Source organism: Frankia sp. EI5c (genome assembly GCF_001636565.1).
Taxonomy (GTDB): domain Bacteria; phylum Actinomycetota; class Actinomycetes; order Frankiales; family Frankiaceae; genus Parafrankia.
Genome location: NZ_LRTK01000010.1, coordinates 35,617 through 53,607, shown reverse-complemented (window position 1 = coordinate 53,607; position 17,991 = coordinate 35,617). Strand labels below are relative to the sequence as shown.

General features: G+C 71.2%; 15 protein-coding genes and 13 pseudogenes. 20 read left to right on the top strand and 8 right to left on the bottom strand.

Going from position 1 to position 17,991, the window contains the following annotated elements; genetic code table 11:
- Positions 1 to 991, bottom strand: a 991-nt coding sequence (locus tag UG55_RS33635) for an alpha/beta hydrolase domain-containing protein (RefSeq protein WP_313954589.1), incomplete at its 3' end; no start/stop codon positions are given.
- A gap of 732 nt (positions 992 to 1,723) precedes the next feature.
- Here UG55_RS33635 and UG55_RS46880 point away from each other — a divergent pair.
- The 9 genes and pseudogenes from UG55_RS46880 to UG55_RS08015 form a co-directional block, all read left to right on the top strand.
- A pseudogene (locus UG55_RS46880) lies at positions 1,724 to 2,005 on the top strand (hypothetical protein); the annotation flags it as partial.
- A gap of 1 nt (position 2,006) precedes the next feature.
- Positions 2,007 to 2,480, top strand: a pseudogene (locus UG55_RS46875) (histidine kinase); the annotation flags it as partial.
- Positions 2,481 to 2,494: 14 nt separating this feature from the next.
- Positions 2,495 to 2,983, top strand: a complete 489-nt coding sequence (locus UG55_RS46870) for a sensor histidine kinase (RefSeq protein WP_396230839.1) — start codon at positions 2,495 to 2,497, stop codon at positions 2,981 to 2,983.
- Entirely contained in the window at positions 2,956 to 3,609 is a 654-nt protein-coding gene (locus UG55_RS08030; protein WP_083986566.1) for a response regulator transcription factor, read from the top strand. Before UG55_RS46870 ends, UG55_RS08030 begins: the two co-directional genes overlap by 28 nt.
- Before the next feature lie 168 nt (positions 3,610 to 3,777).
- Positions 3,778 to 3,926 (top strand): annotated as a pseudogene (locus UG55_RS33630) (alcohol dehydrogenase); the annotation flags it as partial.
- Between the two features lies 1 nt (position 3,927).
- A partial coding sequence (locus UG55_RS08025; RefSeq protein ID WP_242423971.1) for a zinc-binding dehydrogenase occupies positions 3,928 to 4,713 on the top strand: 786 nt, incomplete at its 5' end.
- A gap of 5 nt (positions 4,714 to 4,718) precedes the next feature.
- Positions 4,719 to 5,455: pseudogene (locus UG55_RS08020) on the top strand (SDR family oxidoreductase); the annotation flags it as partial.
- A gap of 1 nt (position 5,456) precedes the next feature.
- The coding region (locus UG55_RS45205; RefSeq protein ID WP_255360444.1) for a hypothetical protein at positions 5,457 to 5,543 on the top strand (87 nt) is incomplete at its 5' end.
- 38 nt (positions 5,544 to 5,581) lie between these two features.
- Positions 5,582 to 6,415: an enoyl-CoA hydratase gene (locus UG55_RS08015; protein WP_066065094.1), complete on the top strand. Its 834-nt coding sequence runs from the start codon at positions 5,582 to 5,584 to the stop codon at positions 6,413 to 6,415.
- Between the two features lie 54 nt (positions 6,416 to 6,469).
- Here the strand turns inward: UG55_RS08015 and UG55_RS08010 are convergent, their stop codons facing one another.
- The 6 genes and pseudogenes from UG55_RS08010 to UG55_RS08000 all read right to left on the bottom strand — a co-directional run bounded on the left by UG55_RS08010 (position 6,470) and on the right by UG55_RS08000 (position 10,489).
- Complete coding sequence (locus tag UG55_RS08010) at positions 6,470 to 7,906, bottom strand: aldehyde dehydrogenase family protein (RefSeq protein WP_066065090.1); 1,437 nt, start codon at positions 7,904 to 7,906, stop codon at positions 6,470 to 6,472.
- A 746-nt stretch (positions 7,907 to 8,652) separates the two neighbouring features.
- Positions 8,653 to 9,112: pseudogene (locus UG55_RS33625) on the bottom strand (His/Gly/Thr/Pro-type tRNA ligase C-terminal domain-containing protein); the annotation flags it as partial.
- A gap of 1 nt (position 9,113) precedes the next feature.
- Positions 9,114 to 9,316 (bottom strand): annotated as a pseudogene (locus UG55_RS33620) (proline--tRNA ligase); the annotation flags it as partial.
- 1 nt (position 9,317) lies between these two features.
- A pseudogene (locus UG55_RS33615) lies at positions 9,318 to 9,785 on the bottom strand (aminoacyl--tRNA ligase-related protein); the annotation flags it as partial.
- A 1-nt stretch (position 9,786) separates the two neighbouring features.
- Positions 9,787 to 10,059: pseudogene (locus UG55_RS33610) on the bottom strand (proline--tRNA ligase); the annotation flags it as partial.
- A 151-nt stretch (positions 10,060 to 10,210) separates the two neighbouring features.
- Positions 10,211 to 10,489: a hypothetical protein gene (locus UG55_RS08000; protein ID WP_066065087.1), complete on the bottom strand. Its 279-nt coding sequence runs from the start codon at positions 10,487 to 10,489 to the stop codon at positions 10,211 to 10,213.
- Between the two features lies 1 nt (position 10,490).
- On the opposite strand from UG55_RS08000, the gene UG55_RS29085 reads away from it, so the two are divergent.
- From UG55_RS29085 to UG55_RS07975, 11 genes and pseudogenes are all read left to right on the top strand, one after another.
- Positions 10,491 to 10,658, top strand: coding sequence for a hypothetical protein (locus UG55_RS29085; RefSeq protein WP_157901502.1), 168 nt, complete (start codon positions 10,491 to 10,493; stop codon positions 10,656 to 10,658).
- 907 nt (positions 10,659 to 11,565) lie between these two features.
- Positions 11,566 to 11,832 (top strand): annotated as a pseudogene (locus UG55_RS33605) (substrate-binding domain-containing protein); the annotation flags it as partial.
- Between the two features lies 1 nt (position 11,833).
- Positions 11,834 to 11,951, top strand: a pseudogene (locus UG55_RS33600) (phosphate ABC transporter substrate-binding protein PstS); the annotation flags it as partial.
- A gap of 1 nt (position 11,952) precedes the next feature.
- Positions 11,953 to 12,198, top strand: a pseudogene (locus UG55_RS33595) (substrate-binding domain-containing protein); the annotation flags it as partial.
- A 1-nt stretch (position 12,199) separates the two neighbouring features.
- The coding region (locus UG55_RS33590; protein ID WP_242423970.1) for a PstS family phosphate ABC transporter substrate-binding protein at positions 12,200 to 12,675 on the top strand (476 nt) is incomplete at its 5' end.
- A gap of 164 nt (positions 12,676 to 12,839) precedes the next feature.
- Positions 12,840 to 13,336: pseudogene (locus UG55_RS33585) on the top strand (phosphate ABC transporter permease subunit PstC); the annotation flags it as partial.
- A gap of 1 nt (position 13,337) precedes the next feature.
- Positions 13,338 to 13,477, top strand: a pseudogene (locus UG55_RS33580) (phosphate ABC transporter permease subunit PstC); the annotation flags it as partial.
- A gap of 1 nt (position 13,478) precedes the next feature.
- A partial coding sequence (locus tag UG55_RS33575) for a PstC family ABC transporter permease (RefSeq protein ID WP_242423969.1) occupies positions 13,479 to 13,973 on the top strand: 495 nt, incomplete at its 5' end.
- The gene (gene pstA / locus UG55_RS07985; RefSeq protein ID WP_066065084.1) at positions 13,970 to 15,031 is read left to right on the top strand and encodes a phosphate ABC transporter permease PstA; all 1,062 of its coding nucleotides are present in this window, start codon (positions 13,970 to 13,972) and stop codon (positions 15,029 to 15,031) included. The genes UG55_RS33575 and pstA, both read left to right, overlap by 4 nt.
- A 122-nt stretch (positions 15,032 to 15,153) precedes the next feature.
- Positions 15,154 to 15,930 (top strand): phosphate ABC transporter ATP-binding protein PstB, encoded by a 777-nt coding sequence (gene pstB / locus UG55_RS07980; protein WP_066065081.1) that lies wholly within the window; start codon positions 15,154 to 15,156, stop codon positions 15,928 to 15,930.
- Positions 15,931 to 15,965: 35 nt separating this feature from the next.
- On the top strand, positions 15,966 to 16,844 hold the full coding sequence (locus UG55_RS07975) for a response regulator transcription factor (RefSeq protein ID WP_066065078.1): 879 nt from the start codon (positions 15,966 to 15,968) through the stop codon (positions 16,842 to 16,844).
- Between the two features lie 53 nt (positions 16,845 to 16,897).
- Here the strand turns inward: UG55_RS07975 and UG55_RS07970 are convergent, their stop codons facing one another.
- On the bottom strand, positions 16,898 to 17,815 hold the full coding sequence (locus tag UG55_RS07970; protein ID WP_066065264.1) for an A/G-specific adenine glycosylase: 918 nt from the start codon (positions 17,813 to 17,815) through the stop codon (positions 16,898 to 16,900).
- Positions 17,816 to 17,991 lie beyond the last annotated feature (176 nt).

The window sequence follows — 17,991 nt, the reverse complement described above, 5'->3', positions numbered from 1 at the left end:
CGACCAGTGGCAGTTCGCTGGCGCCCCGGCTGTGTACGAAGAAGCCGTCGAACGCCTGGGTCAGCGGCTGGACACCGTTGTAGTAGGTGACCATCGCGAACGCGGACTGCGACTGGCCGGCGGCGAGGACATGCCTCGGGGTCAGGCCGCCGAGGGCCGAGCCGGCCCGGATCGCGCGGGCGACCTGCGTGAAGATGTCGTACGAGTAGCCGTCGCCGGGGTGCTGGAGGCTGCCGTAGCGCGCGGGGTCGATCGCCTTGAGCCCCTTACCGGCCAGCTCGGAACCGGGCCCGGGTGCCTGGACGAGGACCTGGCCGCCACTGATACCGATCAGCTGCGCGGACACTCCGACCCAGACCGCGCCCTGTCGGATGATCTCCTCGTGGGTGGTGGCCCACTCGGCGTCGGCGTCGACGCCTCCGCTGACGTTGAGCCATTCGACCACGACGGTGCCGTTGAACCTGGCCGGATCGACGGGCGTGCGTACCAGCACGCGGGTCCGGTAGGCGGCGGCGGCACCGTCTGTCCGGAAGTTCCAGCGGCCGTTCTGGGTGAATCCGCCGACGGCCTTGTAGGCGGTTGCCGTCCCATTGGCGGCGTACTCGTGTTCGACGTAGCCGGCGGCCGCCAGGTCCACCGGTATCGCCGTGCCGATGAACACGCCGTTTCCGCCGGTCAGCGGCTGCGACAGGTCGGCCGCCGGACCGGGCGGCACCGCGGCGCCGGCGCTGGTGATGCCGAGGCTGGTCAGGCAGGCCGTGAGCACCAGCAGTAATGCGCTCGCCAGCACCGTCGTGATGCGTAACGGGCCGCGCCGCGGGACTATGCCGCGCCGCGGGACTATGCCGTGCCGCGCGACTATGCCGTGCCGCGCGACTATGCCGTGCCGCGCGACTATGCCGTGCCGCGCGACTATGCCGTGCCGCGCGGCGGTACGGCGTCGGGCGAGTGGAGAGTGGTCACCGGGCGGGGGGCTTTCCGGTGTCTGCATGGGGACGCACCTTCCGCTACTGGCCACGCGCGATCCCGTGGCCTGAATCTGGACTGGTTTGCGGGTAGCCGCTGTCGGGTCGGTCCAGCCCGAATGAACGTGCCCGCCACGGTGGAATGGCGCGGGAGCAGGAATATGGTGGGTGCGGGCTCCCTCCGACGTACTCGTTGCACTCCTTTCGGGGTGCTTTTCGGGCGTGCGGCAGTGTGCAGCCGGAATGGAGCCTCGCGCCAGCTCCATCTGGAGACCACCACCCGTAGACCACCGGCTGGAGAGCGCCATCCCGAGACCTTCGCCTGGCGATCTCCAGGTGGGGACGTCGGGTGGCGAGCCGCCGGCACCACACGGTTCCGGCGCCAGCCGGGCAGGGTGGCCTGCGGTTATCGGCCGCGGTGTCGAGGCGGCCCGCCGCGTGCGCAGGTGCCCACTGCAGACGTCGCGTCGGCAGTGGGCGGGTTCTCCCGGAAAACCGTGCCGTGGTTCACGGGAAGGCACTTTCGTGCCGTGCGGACCGCTGATCGTCCGCTCGCCGCGGTGCCGATGACCTGGCGACGGTCTCCGCGCGGCGGTTGTCTCCGCGTAACGGCGGTCTCCGCGCGGTGGGTTGTCGCTGCGCGGCGGCGAGATCCAGTGTGCCGATCTGTCCGTTGTGGGACGATTAGGAAATCGAATTCCCGCTGATGAACTGTGCTGACCGGGCGAAAGGTTTCCGCGGGAGAAAGGTAGAGCCTGATGAGCCGTGCTCGGCCCGTTCGGGGCACGCTGGCGGCGGAGCTGCTGGCGGCGGTCAGCGGAGAGTTCACCGAAATCGTCGCCATGCTGGACCGGGATGCGGCGATCCGCCGGGTTGTCGCCGCTCTTCCGCGCCGCGCCGGGGTGGACATGGCCTGGGTGGGCCTGCCGACGGCAGCCGATGCGCTCGCGCTCGGGTATCCGGTGAACTCCGAAACGGATGTCGTCCACGGTCTGGTCGTGCCGCGCGGGGCTGGTCTCGGTGGCCGGGTGATGGCCTCCNGGGCGCCGTTATGGGTCCGCGACTATCTGGGCGCGACCGAGATAACCGATGATTTCGCCTGGCACGCGGCCCGGGAGCGGGTCGTTTCGATGATCGCCGTTCCGGTTGTGCACGGCGATCGGCTGCTCGGCGTCCTCTACGGTTCGAACCGGCGTGCGACCGAATACAGCGATGTCGTGATCGACGGGATGACGGAGGCGGCCGGTGCCCTGGCCGTCGCGGAGATCGTGGCGGAGCGCGCGAAACACGCCGCCGAGGTGGCGGTGCACCAGGAGCGCCACCGGCTGGCGCTGGAACTGCACGACGGAGTCGGCGCGATGCTTTTCACGATGGGCGCCGGCATCCGGCGCCTGTGCGCCGAGCCCGGTCTGGACGAAGATCTGCGGTCCCGCCTCGCGGTGATCGGCGAGCAGGCGGCGGAGGCCGGGGCGGCCCTGCGGGGGTCGATGCGGGTGTTGTCCCAGGCGCCGGAGCNGGTCGCGCTCGGTGTGGCACTTCGTGAGCACTGCCGGGCGTTCGGTGAGCGGACCGGTATCGCCATCCGTGTCCTCACGCTGAACGATCTTCCGCCGCTGGGGGCGGCCCGCGTCCAGGCGTTCGCGGACGTCACCCGGGAAGCGTTGGTGAACGTGGAAAAGCACGCCGAGGCCACGTCAGTTGTGGTCTCCGTGTTCGCGGCCGAGGACGGGGTCGCGGTCGTGATCTCGGACGACGGAGTCGGAGTCGGCGGCGGCGGCGACGACGGCGGCGGCGACAGTGACAACGTCGGGGTCGGCGGCACGCAGGGCGTATCGCACCCCGACCAGTGGCCGGGCGCGGGACGGGCCCGGGATCAGGGCATGGTTCCAGGCGCGGGGCTCGGCCTGGCGAGCATGACCGAGCGGATGGCCCGGGTCGGCGGGACCCTGACGATCGGGGCGGACGAGGACGGCGGCACCAGGGTGCGGGCGTGGCTGCCGGTACCCCCGTGGCGGTGACTCGGGCCGTGCGGGTGCTTGTCGCCGACGACCATCCGATCGTGCTCGACGGCGTCACCCTCGCGCTGCGCGGTACGCCGTGGCTTACGGTGGTCGGATATGCGCGTACCGGTCGGGACGCGATCGCCGCCGCGGCCCGGCTGCGGCCGGACGTCGTCCTGCTCGACCTGCGCCTGCCGGACATGCTCGGGCCGGAGGTGATCGCGGGGTTGCTCGCGGACGTTCCGTCGCCGAAGGTCGTGCTGTTCACCGCCTATCCGGATCATGCGGCGGTCGAGGCCGCGCTCGAGGTCGGCGCGCACGGGATCGTCGTGAAGGACACGGAACGTGCGGACCTGGTGGAGGTGATCCGCAGGGTCGTGGAAGGGGAGCGGGTGGTCGCCGCGAATGTGCACTGCGACGGCTTCGCGTTCTCCTCGCGGGCGCGTCAGGCGCACGGGATCACCCGTCGCGAGTACGACATCCTGCGCCAGGTAGCGATGGGGCGGACCAACCCGGAGATCGCCGAGGCGCTCGGCCTGACGCGTAACACCGTGAAGACGTACCTGCAGCGCCTGCTGGAGAAGCTGGGGGCCCGCAACCGGGTCGAGGCGCTCCTGCGCGCGCACGAGCTCGGCATCCTCTGAGGGCGCGGCCGGAAGCATCACGTGACAGCCTGCGCAGAGCGTACGATCCCCCGGGAAAGAAGATGCTTCTGTGAATTCGGAACCACGTTCTTGGCCCGGGCGGCGGGGGCTGATCCCTCGCGGGGCGGGGCCTCGTCGCGAGGGAGCGGTCATGAAGGCGGTACGCCCATGAAGGCGGTCAAGGCGCGGGACGGCGCCGTCGGCGTCGTCGATCTCGCGGAGCCGCCGGGTTCCGGCGAGCTGCTGACCATTGCGTCGGCCAGCATCTGCAGCTCTGACCTGCTCTACATCCGCTTAGGCTGCCAGCGGGTCGTGGGNCATGAGCTCGCCGGCCGGCGCGCGGACGGTAGCGGGGTGATCGTCGAAGCGATCATGAGCTGCATGGAGTGCGAGCTGTGCCGCACGGGCCGGTACAACCTCTGTGACACGCACCGTGAGCGGGCACTCGGCGCCACCGCCGACGGCGGGATGGCCGAGCAGTTCCGGGCTCCCGCCGAGCGCCTCGTCCCGCTCCCGGACGGTCTCGACCTCCGTGACGCGGCTCTGGTCGAGCCGGCCTCGGTCGCCTGGCACGCCGTGCGGCTCGCCGGCACCGGCCCGAACACCAGGGTCGCGGTCGTCGGCGCGGGCGCGCTCGGCCTGATGGCCGTCGCCGGTGCGCGCGCCCAGGGCGCCCCGGAGGTGGCCGCCCAGGCCCGGCACGCGCATCAGGCCGAGGCGGCCGAGCGGCTCGGCGCCACCGTCGCCCCGGCCGGCCTGTACGAGGTGGTCGTCGAGGCCGCGGGCACGCCGGAAAGCCTGGCCCAGGCGATCGGGCTGGTGGCACCCGGCGGCACCGTGGTCTGTATCGGTGTCCAGATGGGCAAGGTGGAGGTCGACTGGGGAACGCTGTTCCACCGGGAGGCCCGCCTGGTTCCCTCGATGGGCTACTGCGCCCACGGCGGCAGCCGGGAGATGGCCGACGCCGCCGCCATGCTCGCCGGCAACCCGGAGATCGCCCGAACGCTCATCACGCACCGCTTCCCGCTCGCGGACGCGCAGGAGGCGTTCCGCGTCGCCGCCGACCGCCGTGCCGGGGCACTGCGGGTGGTGGTCGAGCCGTGACGAGCATTGGCCTGGTGACCGGCGCCGGGCGGGGCATGGGCCTGGTCTGCGCCCAGCGGCTCGCGACCATGGTCGACATCCTGCTGCTGGTGGACCGGGACGCGGCGGTCACCGCGACGGCGGCTGGCCTGGCCGCGGCCGGCCCCGCCGCGGCCGAGGGCTTCGTCCTGGACGTCACCGATCCCGCGGGGCTGGCCCGGCTGGCTGACCGGGTCGCCGAGCTGGGCACCCTGCGGGCGGTCGCGCATGCCGCCGGGATCTCCCCGTCGATGGCCGACTGGCGCCGCATCCTCACGGTCGACCTCGTCGCCACGGCGATGCTGGCGCGTGCGCTGCGCCCGCTGACCGCTCCCGGCACGGCCTCGGTCTACTTCGCCTCGATGGCCCCGCTGCTCGGGATCACCGAGGATCACCCGGCGGCCGACGGCGTTCTGGACGACCCGCTCGCGGCGGACTTCCCCGACCGGCTCCGGGCCGTTGTCGGCGAGCAGCTGGAGGACCCGGGCTGGGCCTACTCGTGGGCCAAACGGGGGGTGCATCGTTTCGCCCGGCAGGAGGCGGTGCGGGTCGGCCCGCTGGGCGGCCGGGTCTGCTCGGTCTCGCCGGGCATCATCGACACGCCCCAGGGTCGGCAGGAGGCCGAACAGCACGCCAGCATGCAGATGCTGGTCGACCGGACCCCGCTGGGCCGGCGCGGGCAGCCCGAGGATGTCGCCGACGTGGTGGCCTTCCTGTTGTCCTCNCAGGCTCGTTTCGTCAGCGGAATCGACGTCCTGGTCGACGGCGGGGCGATGGCCGCTGTCCGTGGCCCGGCCGTCGCGTCCAGATAGGGTCCGGTTCGCCCACACGATCCGCGGGGAGAGTGCACATGGTGAACGCGGGAACGCCCGTGGTCCTGGTCGAGACGGCGGATCGGGTCACGACGGTGACCCTCAACCGGCCGGCGGCGCGTAACGCCCTGAGCCGCGAGCTGCTGCACGCGCTGTGGGACGCCGTCATCGCGGCCGGCGCGGCGCCCGACGTCGACGCGGTGGTGCTGACCGGGGCGGACCCGGCCTTCTCCGCCGGCGTGGACCTCAGGGAGCTGTCCGGCGAGTCGCCGTCCACCTCGCCCGCCCGGGAGCCGGGTGCCGGGCCGGAGCGGTACGAGAACGGGCTCTACCGCTTCCTGCCCGTCATCGACAAGCCGATCATCGGGGCGATCAACGGGGTGGCCGTCACCGGTGGCCTGGAACTGGCGTTGCAGTGCACGTTCCTGGTCGCCTCGGAGCGGGCCCGGTTCGCCGACACCCACGCCCGGGTCGGCATCATGCCGGGCGGTGGGATCACCGTCGGGCTCGCTCAGTCGATCGGGCTGCGCCGCGCCATCGAGATGTCGCTGACCGGCAACTTCGTCACGGCGCCGGAGGCGCTCCGCCTCGGCCTGGTCAACCATGTCGTGCCGCACGAGGAGCTGCTGCCGTTCGCGCGCGGGCTGGCCGGCGACATCGCCAGCAACGACCCGCGGGCCGTGCGCCGGCTGCTGGCGCACTACCGGCAGGTGGCCAACGCGGCAACGCTCGACGACGCGCACCGCGCGGAAGGTCTGCTGGCGGAGACGTGGCGGCCGGGAACCAGCCAGGTCGCGGCTCGTCGGGCCGCGGTCACCGAACGCGGCCGCGGCCAGGTCCGTTCCGGACCGGCCGCGCTGCCCGACTCCTGAACCGCCTCGGCGGCTGGCGGGTCCGCGGACCCGCCAGCCGCCGAGGGCGTGACTTCAGGAGGCCGGGATGGCGATCGTCTTGATCTCCAGGAACTCCTCCAGGCCGGCGACGCCGCTCTCACGGCCGATACCGGACTGCTTGTAACCGCCGAACGGCGCGTCGGGGGCGAAGTAGCTGCCGCCGTTCACGCTCAGCGTGCCGCTGCGGATCCGGCGCGCGATGGACAGCGCCCGCTCGTCATCGCCGCTGATCACCGCACCCGAGAGACCGAAGATCGAGTTGTTGGCGATCCTCACCGCGTCGTCGTCGCCGTCGTGCGAGATGACGGCCAGGACCGGGCCGAAGATCTCCTCCTGCGCGATCTCGCTGTCGGGGTCGACATTCGACAGCAGCGTGGGCTCGTAGAAGAAGCCCGGCTCGATCTTGTGGCCACCGGTGACCAGGGTGGCGCCGTCCGCGATCGCGCGCTGGACCATGGCGTCCACCTTCTCGCGCTGCTTCTCGCTGATCAGCGGGCCCATGTAGGTGTCCGGCTCGGACGGGTCGCCGACCTTGACGGCGGCGAGCATGCCGGCGACCTTCTCGACGATGGTGTCGTGCAGCTCGCGCGGGACGACGAGCCGCGAGGTGATCGCGCAGCCCTGGCCGGCGTGGGAGCAGATCGTGAACGCGGCCATCATCGCCGCCAGATCGAGGTCGGCGTCGTCCAGCACGACCAGCGCCGACTTGCCGCCGAGCTCCAGGAAGACCTTCTTCAGGGTCCGGCTGGCCACTTCCATGATCCGCCGGCCGACCGCGGTCGAGCCGGTGAAAGTGATCAGGTCGACGTCCGGGTGCGTGGTCAGCACCTCGGAGGCCTCGACGTCCACGGCGGTGATGACGTTCACGACACCGGCCGGGATGTCCGTCTCGTTGAGGATCAGCTCACCGAGCGCGAGCGCGAGCAGCGGAGTGTCCGGCGCGCCCTTGAGGATCACGGTGCAACCCGCGGCGAGCGCCGGCGCCAGCTTCGCGAGCGCGAGCTGGGTCGGGTAGTTGTAGGCGACGATCGCGGAGACGACCCCGGCCGGCTCCCGCTCGATCCAGCGCTTGTTCTGGCGGCCGAAGGACTCGGCGACGCCCAGGTCCTGGGTGAAGGAGTAGGTCCCGAGAAGGTCCGCGTAGTACTTCACCAGGTTGATCGGCGCACCGAGGGCCGGCCCGTCGGTGATCTGCCGCGGGTGGCCTACCTCGGCGATCGTCAGCTCGCGGAACTCCTCGACGTGCTTGACGAGGGCCTCGTGGAGCTGGTTCAGACAACGGACCCGGAACTCGACGTTGGTCGACCAGTCGGTCTCGTCGAAGGCCCGCCGGGCCGCCTTGACGGCCGCCACGGCCTGCTCGACGGTCGCGTCCGCAGCCGTGCCGACGACCGCGCCGGTCGTGGGGTTGATCGAGTCGACCGTTCGCTCGGTCTCGACAAGCTGCCCGTCGATCAGTAACCGCTTCACAGCCGCTCCTCAAAGATGTCGGTAGTCCCTGATGACTCGCGCGGAGTCATGGCGAGGCCCTGGAGGTGCGCACGGAAGCCTCGGCGAACACCGGTGGTGTCCGTCGCTTCGCCTCTGGTCCGCATCTGACCCTCTTTCCGCCGAACGCGAGCCCGCGGGCGGACCGGGCGAGGTACGACCTCACTCGTCCTGGCCACTCACGTCGCATTCGCGTCTTAACTCTACTGGCACGGAATTGTGAGTCAACCGATTGCGTCCGCGGTCCCCGCGCCGGTGAACTGATCTATCCGCGGATCTCCCGGTGGCCGCCGCGGATCTTGCCGGGAGCGGACCGGGGTGGATGCAGTGCCGAACTCCGGCGGGCGGTCGGCGAAAAAGGTCGTGGCCCAGACGTACCCTCACGTCGCACTCCGTGGTCGACGGCCTGAATCCCTGACCTGTCGGAACAGCGCGGCCCGCCAGCCGGGGGGAGGCACGTTGCCGGCACGATCACCGAGGTGCGGCGTATTATGCGCGGCGGTCCGGCGTGAACAATCACGGCGACAAATCCGGTGCTTTTCGACTGACTCGTGCGCAGACCGGAGGAATCCCGTTTCGGATTTTCTCTCGGTCATCATGCCGCCGGGGAAGGTTTTGTTCGCCAGGCGGCGGCGGGCCCGGTGGAATTCGCCCGGTGCCAGCGCTCCCGTCCGGCCGGCGCTCCCGTCCGGGCAGCGGTCCGGCCGGCCGGGAGCCCGGCGGTGGGATCAGTAGGCGCGGGCGACGAGGGCGACGAGTTCCTCGTCGGCGGTGTCCGCGGTCGGCAGCTCGCCGTCGGCGGTCTGCAGGCACCGCACGGTCACCGAGTCCTCGGCCAGTTTCGCCTCACCCTGCTCACCGACCAGCCGCCAGGGCAGCCGCGCGAAACCGGTCGAGGCCGCCTCGACCGCCTCGGCCAGCGAGGTGACGTCCGCCGTGCGGGCCTCGCGCAGCTCCAGCGCCTGGGCGAACAGGGTGGCCTGCACCTCGCCGAGCAGCCCGGGCACCCGGGTCGTGACCTCGGTGAGCGGCACGGGCGCCTTCTCGCCGGTGTCCCGGCGGGCCAGCGTCACATTGCCCGCGGCGAGGTCGCGCGGCCCGATCTCGACCCGGACGGGTATGCCCTTGAGCTCGGCGTCGGTGACCCTGCGGCCGAACGACAGACCCGGCCGGGCGTCGAGGCTGACCNGCACCCCGGCCGCGGCGAGTCCATCGGTGATCTCCCGGGCCTTCGCGACCACGGCCTCGTCGTCGCGGACCGGCAGGACGATCACCTGGGTCGGCGCCAGCGCGGGCGGGATGCGCAGGCCGTTGTCGTCGCCGTGCGCCATGATCAGCCCGCCGATCATGCGGGTGGAGCTGCCCCACGAGGTCGTCCAGGCCAGATGGCGGNCCCCGTCCGCACCCAGGAAGTCGATGTCGAAGGCGCGGGCGAAGTTCTGGCCCAGCTCATGGCTGGTGGCCATCTGCAGCGCCTTGCCGTCACCCATCATGCCTTCGCAGGTCATCGTGTTGGTGGCGCCGGCGAACCGCTCCTTGCGGGTCTTGGCGCCGACGAACACCGGCAGTGCGAGCACCGAGGTGAAGAAGTCCCGGTAGACCTCCAGCGCGATCCGGCGGGCGTAGGCGGCGGCGTCGGCGGCGTCCGCGTGCGCCGTGTGGCCCTCCTGCCAGAGGAACTCGCTGGTGCGCAGGAACAGCCGCGGGCGCAGCTCCCAGCGGACGACGTTCGCCCACTGGTTCAGCAGCAGCGGCAGATCCCGGTAGCTCTGTGTCCATTTGGCCATGTACTCGCCGATGACGGTCTCGCTCGTCGGGCGGACCACGACCGGCTCGGCCAGTTCCTTGCCGCCGCCGTGGGNGACGACGGCGAGTTCCGGGCTGAACCCCTCGACATGCTCGGCCTCCCGGTGCAGATAGCTCTCCGGGATGAACAGGGGGAAGTAGGCGTTCACCGCGCCCGCGGCCTTGATCCGGGCGTCGATGTCGGCCTGCATCCGTTCCCACAGCCCGTAGCCGTAGGGCCGGATGACCATGGTGCCGCGGACGGGACCGTTGTCGGCGAGCTCGGCCTTGTCGAGCACGTCCTGGTACCAGCGTGGGAAATCGGTGGAACGTGAGGTGAGAACAGCCACGTCGTCCACGATATTGGTTGGCGGTGGCGGACTGACGGACGCNGCCCGCCCCCCGTGACGGGCCGGTCCATGCGTGTTGTGGTCTGGTCCGCGAGCCGAACGGGCGGCGGGTGGACCGAGCCGACGGGGCGGCGGGTCGCTCGGTGCTGGATCAGCGGGGCGCGGTGGTCTCCTCCGGTGCCCGGCGCGGTACCTCGCGGAAGACGAGTGAGAGATCCACGTCTCCGTGGTGGCTGACGAGTGCCGCGGTCGGCGGGACCAGGATCATCGCGCTGGTCAGATCGGCCGCGGTCGCGCCGGGGGCGAGGATCAACTCGTGCTCTACGACTAATCCCGCCCGCACCGTGACGACCTCCGCCAGCGACGGTGGCGGGCCGCCGGATACGGGTCTGGGCTCCGGCGTGAGTGCACCGGTGTCGACGGTGTTCATCGTGCGTACAGCCTTCCTGTTGCTGGCAGTCACCGAAAGCGATGACGCGGCGGGCGCTCTCGCGGTGGGTGATCTCGGGGTGGGTGATGTCGGGGTGGGTGATGTCGCGGTGCGCCGGCGCGCGCGCGACCGACCGGGCGGGGCCGGGCCTGGGGCGCGGGACGGGTAGCGCCAGCGGGCGGAGACTGGCTGGCGGACCGCGCGGTCGGCCGGGCTTGCTCGGTGGACGGGGGAGGGGTTCGTGGTGCCCCGCGGCTGGGGCGTGCCGAGGACCAGCCCCGGCAGGAACGATCGGCAGGCGGTTGATCGGCAGGCGGTTGAACGGCGGTTGAACGGCGACGGGCGGGCAGCGTCGCGCTGAACTCGCGGGGAGCTCCTCTGGACGGTGGGAGGGGCTCGGAGAGGTCCCGAGGAGTCCGGGCTGGGGCTGGGGGAGGACGGTCACGTCGCCGTCGTTGGCTGGCGGCTCGGGCTCCAGGCACCTCCTGACTGTGTGGTTACGGTCTAATGCTGTCAGCTACCGTTGATTTGCTTTATAGCAAACGGTCGGCGGTGCGGGAAGGCAAGGGATGATCTCCGGACAGAGTCGGACACCTGGTTACTCGGGACGAATCTTCGGTTCGGCTGGGTAACCGAACGTCGGTTAAGTCGCCTTGCTGCGGCATTGCTGGCGGTGTGGGCGACCTTGTGCCCCGCAGTGGTCCTTGGCGGTCGGGCCGCCGCCGTGGCGACGTCGGAGGGTGCTCCCGGCTGGGTTGTCCACCCTCCTTTGCGTGACTGACCAGATGCTCTCCGTGGACATCCCGGGGGCTCGGGGTCGGCGCATCCGGTTCCGAGCGGGCGGGAATCGGGCGCCTCCTGTAGTTGGTCGATTCCACAGGGTTGATAGATCTCTGGTGTGCGGGTTGTGAAGTAATGCAGAACTCAGTGTCCCGGATGTGTTCTGGCTGGAGATTGGTTCCCGTTCGGCAACGTTCACCGTTCGTTCACTCGGTCCCGCTTCGATTCTCGCCGGCACCCCGAACGGGGGGCGGGACGAGACCGGCGCCGCGAGGCGCGAAGACGAAGGATTGCTCGTGAACCTAGGCAAGCGTCAGGTGATCGCGGGCCTTGCCGCCGCGGCACTGCTCTCATTGGCCGCGTGTGGCTCGGACGACAACACCGAGGAGACCACGACCGGGGCCTCCAGCACGACCTCCGCCGGCGCGATCGACTGCGCCACCGGGTCGATCACGGGCTCGGGCTCCTCCGCGCAGAAGAACGCGATGGACGAGTGGATCTCGAAGTACCAGGACGAGTGCAGCGGTGCCACCATCAACTACCAGAGCACTGGTTCGTCGACGNGGCGCCAGCAGTTCATCGACGGTCAGATCACCTTCGCGGGCTCCGACTCCGCGCTGAAGGATGACCAGAAGGCCAAGGCGGACGCGCGCTGCACCGGCGGTGCGGCCGTCGACCTCCCNACGGTCATCGGCCCCATCTCCCTGATCTACAACATCGACGGCGTCAAGGAGCTCAAGCTCAGCCCGTCGGCGATCGCCAAGATCTTCTCCGGCTCGATCACCAGGTGGAATGACCCGGCCATCGCCGCCGACAACAGCGGCACCACCCTGCCGGACGCTCCGATCCAGGCAGTCCACCGCTCGGACGGCTCGGGTACCACGGACAACTTCACCAAGTTCCTCAAGGGCGCCGCCGCGGCGGACTGGNCCTTCGAGGGCGGCTCCGACTGGACGGCTCCCGGTGGCCAGGGTGCCAAGGGCAGCGACGGCGTGACCTCCACGGTCAAGAGCACCGCCAACTCGATCGGCTACGTGGAGCTCTCCTACGCGGACAACGCGCAGCTGTCCACCGCGCTGGTCGGCAACGCGGCGAGCGAGTTCATCGCGCCGAGCACCGACGCGGCCTCGCTCGGCATCAGTACCGCCAAGGTCGGCGATGGTGACGACCTCAAGCTCACCTTCGACTACGCGACCGCCACCAAGGGCGCCTACCCGATCTACCTGGCGACCTACGAGATCGTCTGCACGGCCGGCACCCCGGCGGACGCGGCTCCGCTGCTGAAGAGCTTCCTGGGCTACATCGCCTCCGAGGACGGCCAGTCGGCGATCTCCGACCTCGGCTACGCGCCGCTGCCGGACAACATCGCCACGAAGGTCCGCGCCGTGATCGCGAAGCTCGCCTGATCGGCGCTTCGGCGTGACGATCTGACCAGCACAACCTTCCGCGGCCGGGGCAGCGCAGCCCCGGCCGCGGAAGCCGTGGTACTCCGGGTCGCCGTGGATTCCCGGCCAGCCGGCCGCGGAAGGCGCGGCGACCCCCGAGGGAGGAAGAGTCGAGGTAGGTACGGATGACGAAGGAGCCGGACAGCCCGGCCGACGCCGGGCCACGGGGGACCGGTTCGCAGCAGCCGCCGGTCCCGCGGACCACGGCTGAACTGGCACCGTCCACGGCCGCGGGGGCAGGCGACACGGTGTTGGTCGAGGGCCTCGAACACGAACCCCCAGCGGCCGGCACGCCGGAGCCGGCCGGCACGCCGGAGCCCGCCGGCTCGCCGAAGGTGGGCCTGGTCGACACGGCCTTCAAGAACCTGGCCCGGGCCGCCGGCATCGGCCTGCTGATTCTCATCGCGCTGATCGCGACCTTCCTGGTGCTGCGGGCGAGTGACGCGCTGCGCGCCAACACCGCCAACTTCTTCACCACCGAGGCATGGCGCCCCAACGCCGCCGAGCCCTACTTCGGCGTCGCGGCCCTTCTCTTCGGCACGCTGATCAGCGCGGTGATCGCGCTCCTGATCGCGGTGCCGGTAGCGGTGGGAATCGCACTCTTCACCACGATCTACGCACCNCGGCGGATCGCTGCCGGGCTCGGCTACCTCGTGGACCTTCTCGCGGCTGTGCCCAGCGTCATCTACGGCCTGTGGGGGCTGCTCGTCCTGGCCCCCCACTTCAACGGGACGCAGTCCTGGCTCGCCGACTACTTCGGCTGNATCCCGTTCTTCGACACGGGCGGCGGGGCCGTCGGCCGTTCGATCCTCCTGGCTGGGGTCGTCCTCGCGATCATGATTCTCCCCATCGTCGCGGCGATCTCCCGAGAGGTCTTCGCGCAGGTTCCCACCTCCCACCGGGAGGCGGCGCTCGCCCTGGGCGCGACCCGCTGGGAAATGATCCAGACCGCGGTCATCCCCTACGGCAAGCCCGGTGTCATCAGCGCCTCGATGCTCGGCCTCGGCCGCGCGATGGGTGAGACGATCGCGGTGGCTCTCGTCCTGCCCGCCTCGTTCGACATCTCCTGGAAGATCCTGACGCCGGCCGGAAACACGATCGCGGCCAACGTCGCGAACAGCTTCGGCGAGGCCAACGACATCGGCAAGGGCGCGCTCATCGCGTCCGGCCTCGTTCTGTTCGTCGTCACGATGGTGGTCAACATGGTCGCTCGGGCAGTCATCGCACGGAGAAGCGAGTTCTCGGGGCGGGCCGCGTGAGTACCGCGACCATTCCGGCCGCCCCGGTCGATCGACACCCGCTGAACCTTCGGGGGCGGACCCTCGGCCGCCCGGCGCTCGCCGCCATCGCCGCCGGTGCCGTCGTGCTCACCGGACTGCTCTATCTGGTGACGTCGATCCACAGCCGGATCCAGTTCGTCCTGATCGCGGTGCTCCTTTTCTCGGCCGGCCAGGCCATCGCGTCGGTCGTCGTCGAGGGCGGGCGGCGCGCGCGGGACCGCCTGGTCACCACCCTGGTCTTCGGGTCGTTCCTGCTGGCGCTCATCCCGCTGGTCGCCGTGCTGGGGTCCGTCATCGTGCGCGGCGCGGACCGGCTCAACATGAACTTCCTGACGCATTCGATGCGTGGCGTCGGGGCGCGCAGCGCCGCCGGCGGCATCTACCACGCCATCGTCGGAACCCTGGAGCAGGTCGCCCTGGCGAGCCTCATCGCGGTCCCGTTCGGACTGCTCGTCGCCATCTACCTGGTCGAGTACGGCCGTGGCCGGGTCAGCCGGGTTATCAGCTTCTTCGTCGACGTCCTGACCGGCCTGCCGTCGATCATCGCCGGCCTGTTCGTGCTCAGCTTCTGGATTCTCGCGCTCGGGCAGGGATTCTCGGGTTTCGCCGGTGCACTGGCGCTCGCGATCCTCATGGTCCCGGTGGTCGTGCGCTCGGCCGAGGAAATGCTGAAACTTGTTCCGGACGAGCTCCGGGAGGCCAGCTACGCGCTGGGCGTGGCCCGCTGGCGGACGATTCTCAAGGTCGTTCTCCCGACCGCGCTTCCCGGGATCGTAACCGGCGTCATGCTGGCGGTGGCCCGCGTCGCCGGTGAGACGGCGCCGCTGCTGCTCACGGTTTTCGGCACCAACTCGATCAACTTCAATCCGTTCTCCGGTGAGCAGTCGGCGCTGCCGCTCTACATCTACTCGCAGGCCGGACAGCCGCAGCAGACCGCGATTGACAGGGCTTGGGCGGCGGCGCTGTCGCTGATTATCATCATCATGTTGCTCAACCTGGTAGCCCGGCTTGTCGCCCGCCGCGCAACGATCAGGTAGCACCNGGTGGCCGCCGTCGTCCGCCGGCACCACCCGGAATCCGTCCGGGCCGTGCCGACCGCAGTGACCCGTCTTTCCGCCACGAAACGACCGACCGCACTACAAGCTGAGTCGAGGTAGCCATGGCCACCCGTATCGACATCTCCGGGCTGACCGCCTACTACGGGAAGTTCAAGGCCGTAGCGGATGTTGACCTGTCGATCGAACCGAAGAGCGTGACGGCCTTCATCGGGCCGTCGGGATGCGGGAAGTCGACCGTTCTGCGAACGCTCAACCGCATGCACGAGGTACTTCCCGGGGCCCGGGTGGAGGGCAAGGTCCTACTCGACGGCGAGGACCTCTACGCTCCCGGTGTCGACCCGGTCAACGTCCGCCGGAACGTCGGCATGGTCTTCCAGCGGCCGAACCCGTTCCCGACGATGTCGATCTACGAGAACGTCGTCGCCGGGCTGAAGCTGAACGGAATCCGCAAGAAGTCCCTGCTGGACGAGCGGGTCGAGCAGTCGCTGCGGGGAGCGAACCTCTGGGACGAGGTCAAGGACCGGCTGGGCCGGCCCGGCGCCGGTCTGTCGGGTGGCCAGCAGCAGCGGCTGTGCATCGCCCGCGCCATCGCCGTGGAGCCTCAGGTGCTCCTGATGGACGAGCCGTGCTCGGCGCTCGACCCCATCTCGACGCTGGCGATCGAGGATCTGATCCACAAGCTCCGGTCCAGCTACACGATCGTGATCGTCACGCACAACATGCAGCAGGCCTCCCGGGTGAGTGAGACGACCGCCTTCTTCTCCCTGGAGAAGACCGGGGACCCCGGCCGGCTGGTGGAGTTCGACAAGACCTCGCAGATTTTCAGCAACCCGAAGGAGAAGCGGACCGAGGACTACGTCTCCGGGCGGTTCGGCTGAGACCTCCAGACACTCGGGCGGCCGGGCCGCTCGGGATGCCCGCCGTGCCGACCCCGCCGGGGCCCGGTCCGGGTCGCGGCCCGTCGCTGCTCATCGCCGACAGCGAGGCGGACGACGAGCTGCTGCCGGTGCTGCGGGAGCAGGGTGTGGAGGTCACGGTCGTCGCGGACGGTGCGCTGGCCCTCCTGGAGATCGGGCGGCTCGCACCCTCCGCGGTGCTGCTGGCCGCCGGCCTCCCGGTCGTCGACGGGGTGACGGTGATCCGTACGGTCCGGTCGGCAGCGGGGCGCACCGCCACGCCGATCCTGTTCGCGGTGGGTCCCGGTGACCGCACGCAGGCCGCTGCCGCGCTCGACGCCGGTGCGAGTGCCTGCGTCGGCAAGCCCTACCGCGTACACGAGTTGCTGGCGATGGTCGGCGCGGCCGCCGGCTCGGCCCGCCCGCCGTTCCTGCCGGGTGTGCCGGGGGCCCCGGGCCCGGGCCCGGCTGGCCCGCACGAGGTGTCGGGCGGGTCCGACGTGGTCGGCACGGTGCCTCGCGGCCTGCTGCGCTCAGGCCCGGTCGTGCTCGACGTCGACGCGCACGAGGTGACGGTCGACGGCCGGGCCGTGCACATGCCTCCGCGGGAGTTCCGGCTCCTGCGGCTCCTGCTCGGGCATGCCGGGCGGGTCGTCACCCGCGAGACACTGCTCGCAGAGGTCTGGGGCTCGCCGGACACCGACCCGAACACCCTGGCCGTGCACGTGCGCAGGCTGCGCCGCCGGCTGGGGGACCCCGCTCCCTTCCAGCGGGTGGGCGGTTCAGGTGTGCCGGCCGGCCATCCGGCCGCCGGCGCGCTCGTCGACGGCGGGCCACCGCTGATAGAGAGCATCCGCGGGATCGGCTATCGCTTCCGCGCGCCGTACCCGGGCTGACCGGCCGCGTCCACCCCGCGGCGGCTGCTCCGGGCGGCCGGCGGCGAGCCAGCTCAGGTCGGCAGGCTGTAGACGCCCGGGGCGCACTCGACGACCAGCCCGTCCGCGATCAGTCCGGCGAGCGCCCGCCCGCGCTGCACCGGTTCGTCCCACACCTGGTCCAGCAGTGACTGCCCGACCGGGTCGGTGGCGTCCCGGAGCACGGCGAGCAGCCGGCCGCGGACCTGGCGGTCAGTGCCGGCATAGCCCTGGGGGCGCCGGGCCGGGCCCGTCGACGGCGGGCTACCGGCGGCCGTCCACGCGCAGTGCCCCAGGACGGGGCACGCGCCGCAGCGGGGTGCCCGGGCCACACACACCAGGGCGCCCAGCTCCATGAACGCCGCGCTCGCCCTCGCGGCCGTTTCCGGGTCGGCCGGCAGCAGGCCCGCCACCAGCTCCAGATCGCGCCTGGCGACTGCGGCCGGGCCCTCGGCCACCCCTTCCACCGCCCGCGCGACGAAGCGCCGCACGTTGACGTCGATGACGGGGTGGCGCTGCCGGAAGGCGAAGGCGGCGACCGCCCGGGCGGTGTAGCTCCCGACGCCGGGCAGTGCCAGCAGGTCGTCGAGCTGGTCGGGTACGGACCCGCCGTGCCGTTCGACGATCGCCGTCGCAGCCTGGTGCAGCCGCAGCGCCCGCCGCGGGTAGCCAAGCCGGCCCCATTCCCGGACGGCCTCGCCGGCGGGCTGGGCGGCGAGGTCAGCGGGGAGGGGCCACCGCAGCAGCCAGGCCTCCCAGACGGGCAGGACGCGGTGCACCGGGGTCTGCTGCAACATGACCTCGCTGACGAGTACGCCCCACGGACCGGTCTCCGGACGGCGCCAGGGCAGCTCCCGGGCATGGGCGCCGAACCAGTCCACCACCAGATCCGCGAGCACGGAGCCCGCGGCCGCCTGGCCCGCGGCTGCCGCCGTCATCGATGTCGTCATCATCGTGGTCATCGTGTCATCCCGGTATCGGGGTCGCTGCCGGGGCCGTGGCACCCGCGCCCGGCGGGACGGCGGGCTCGACGACCGGGGGACCTGCCGCTGCCGGTGAGATCGGTGTGCTGATCTCCCGCGCCGCGGGCCGCGGTTTACCGTTCGGCCGGCGACGATTCGGCGCCGCG

What these genes read in the sequence shown, in the direction of transcription:
- UG55_RS08015 (WP_066065094.1), top strand. Translation starts at nt 5,582, where the DNA reads ATGGTGAACGCGGGAACGCCCGTGGTCCTGGTCGAGACGGCGGATCGG.
- UG55_RS08000 (WP_066065087.1), bottom strand. Translation starts at nt 10,489, where the DNA reads ATGAACACCGTCGACACCGGTGCACTCACGCCGGAGCCCAGACCCGTA.
- pstB (WP_066065081.1), top strand. Translation starts at nt 15,154, where the DNA reads ATGGCCACCCGTATCGACATCTCCGGGCTGACCGCCTACTACGGGAAG.
- UG55_RS07975 (WP_066065078.1), top strand. Translation starts at nt 15,966, where the DNA reads ATGCCCGCCGTGCCGACCCCGCCGGGGCCCGGTCCGGGTCGCGGCCCG.
- UG55_RS07970 (WP_066065264.1), bottom strand. Translation starts at nt 17,815, where the DNA reads ATGATGACGACATCGATGACGGCGGCAGCCGCGGGCCAGGCGGCCGCG.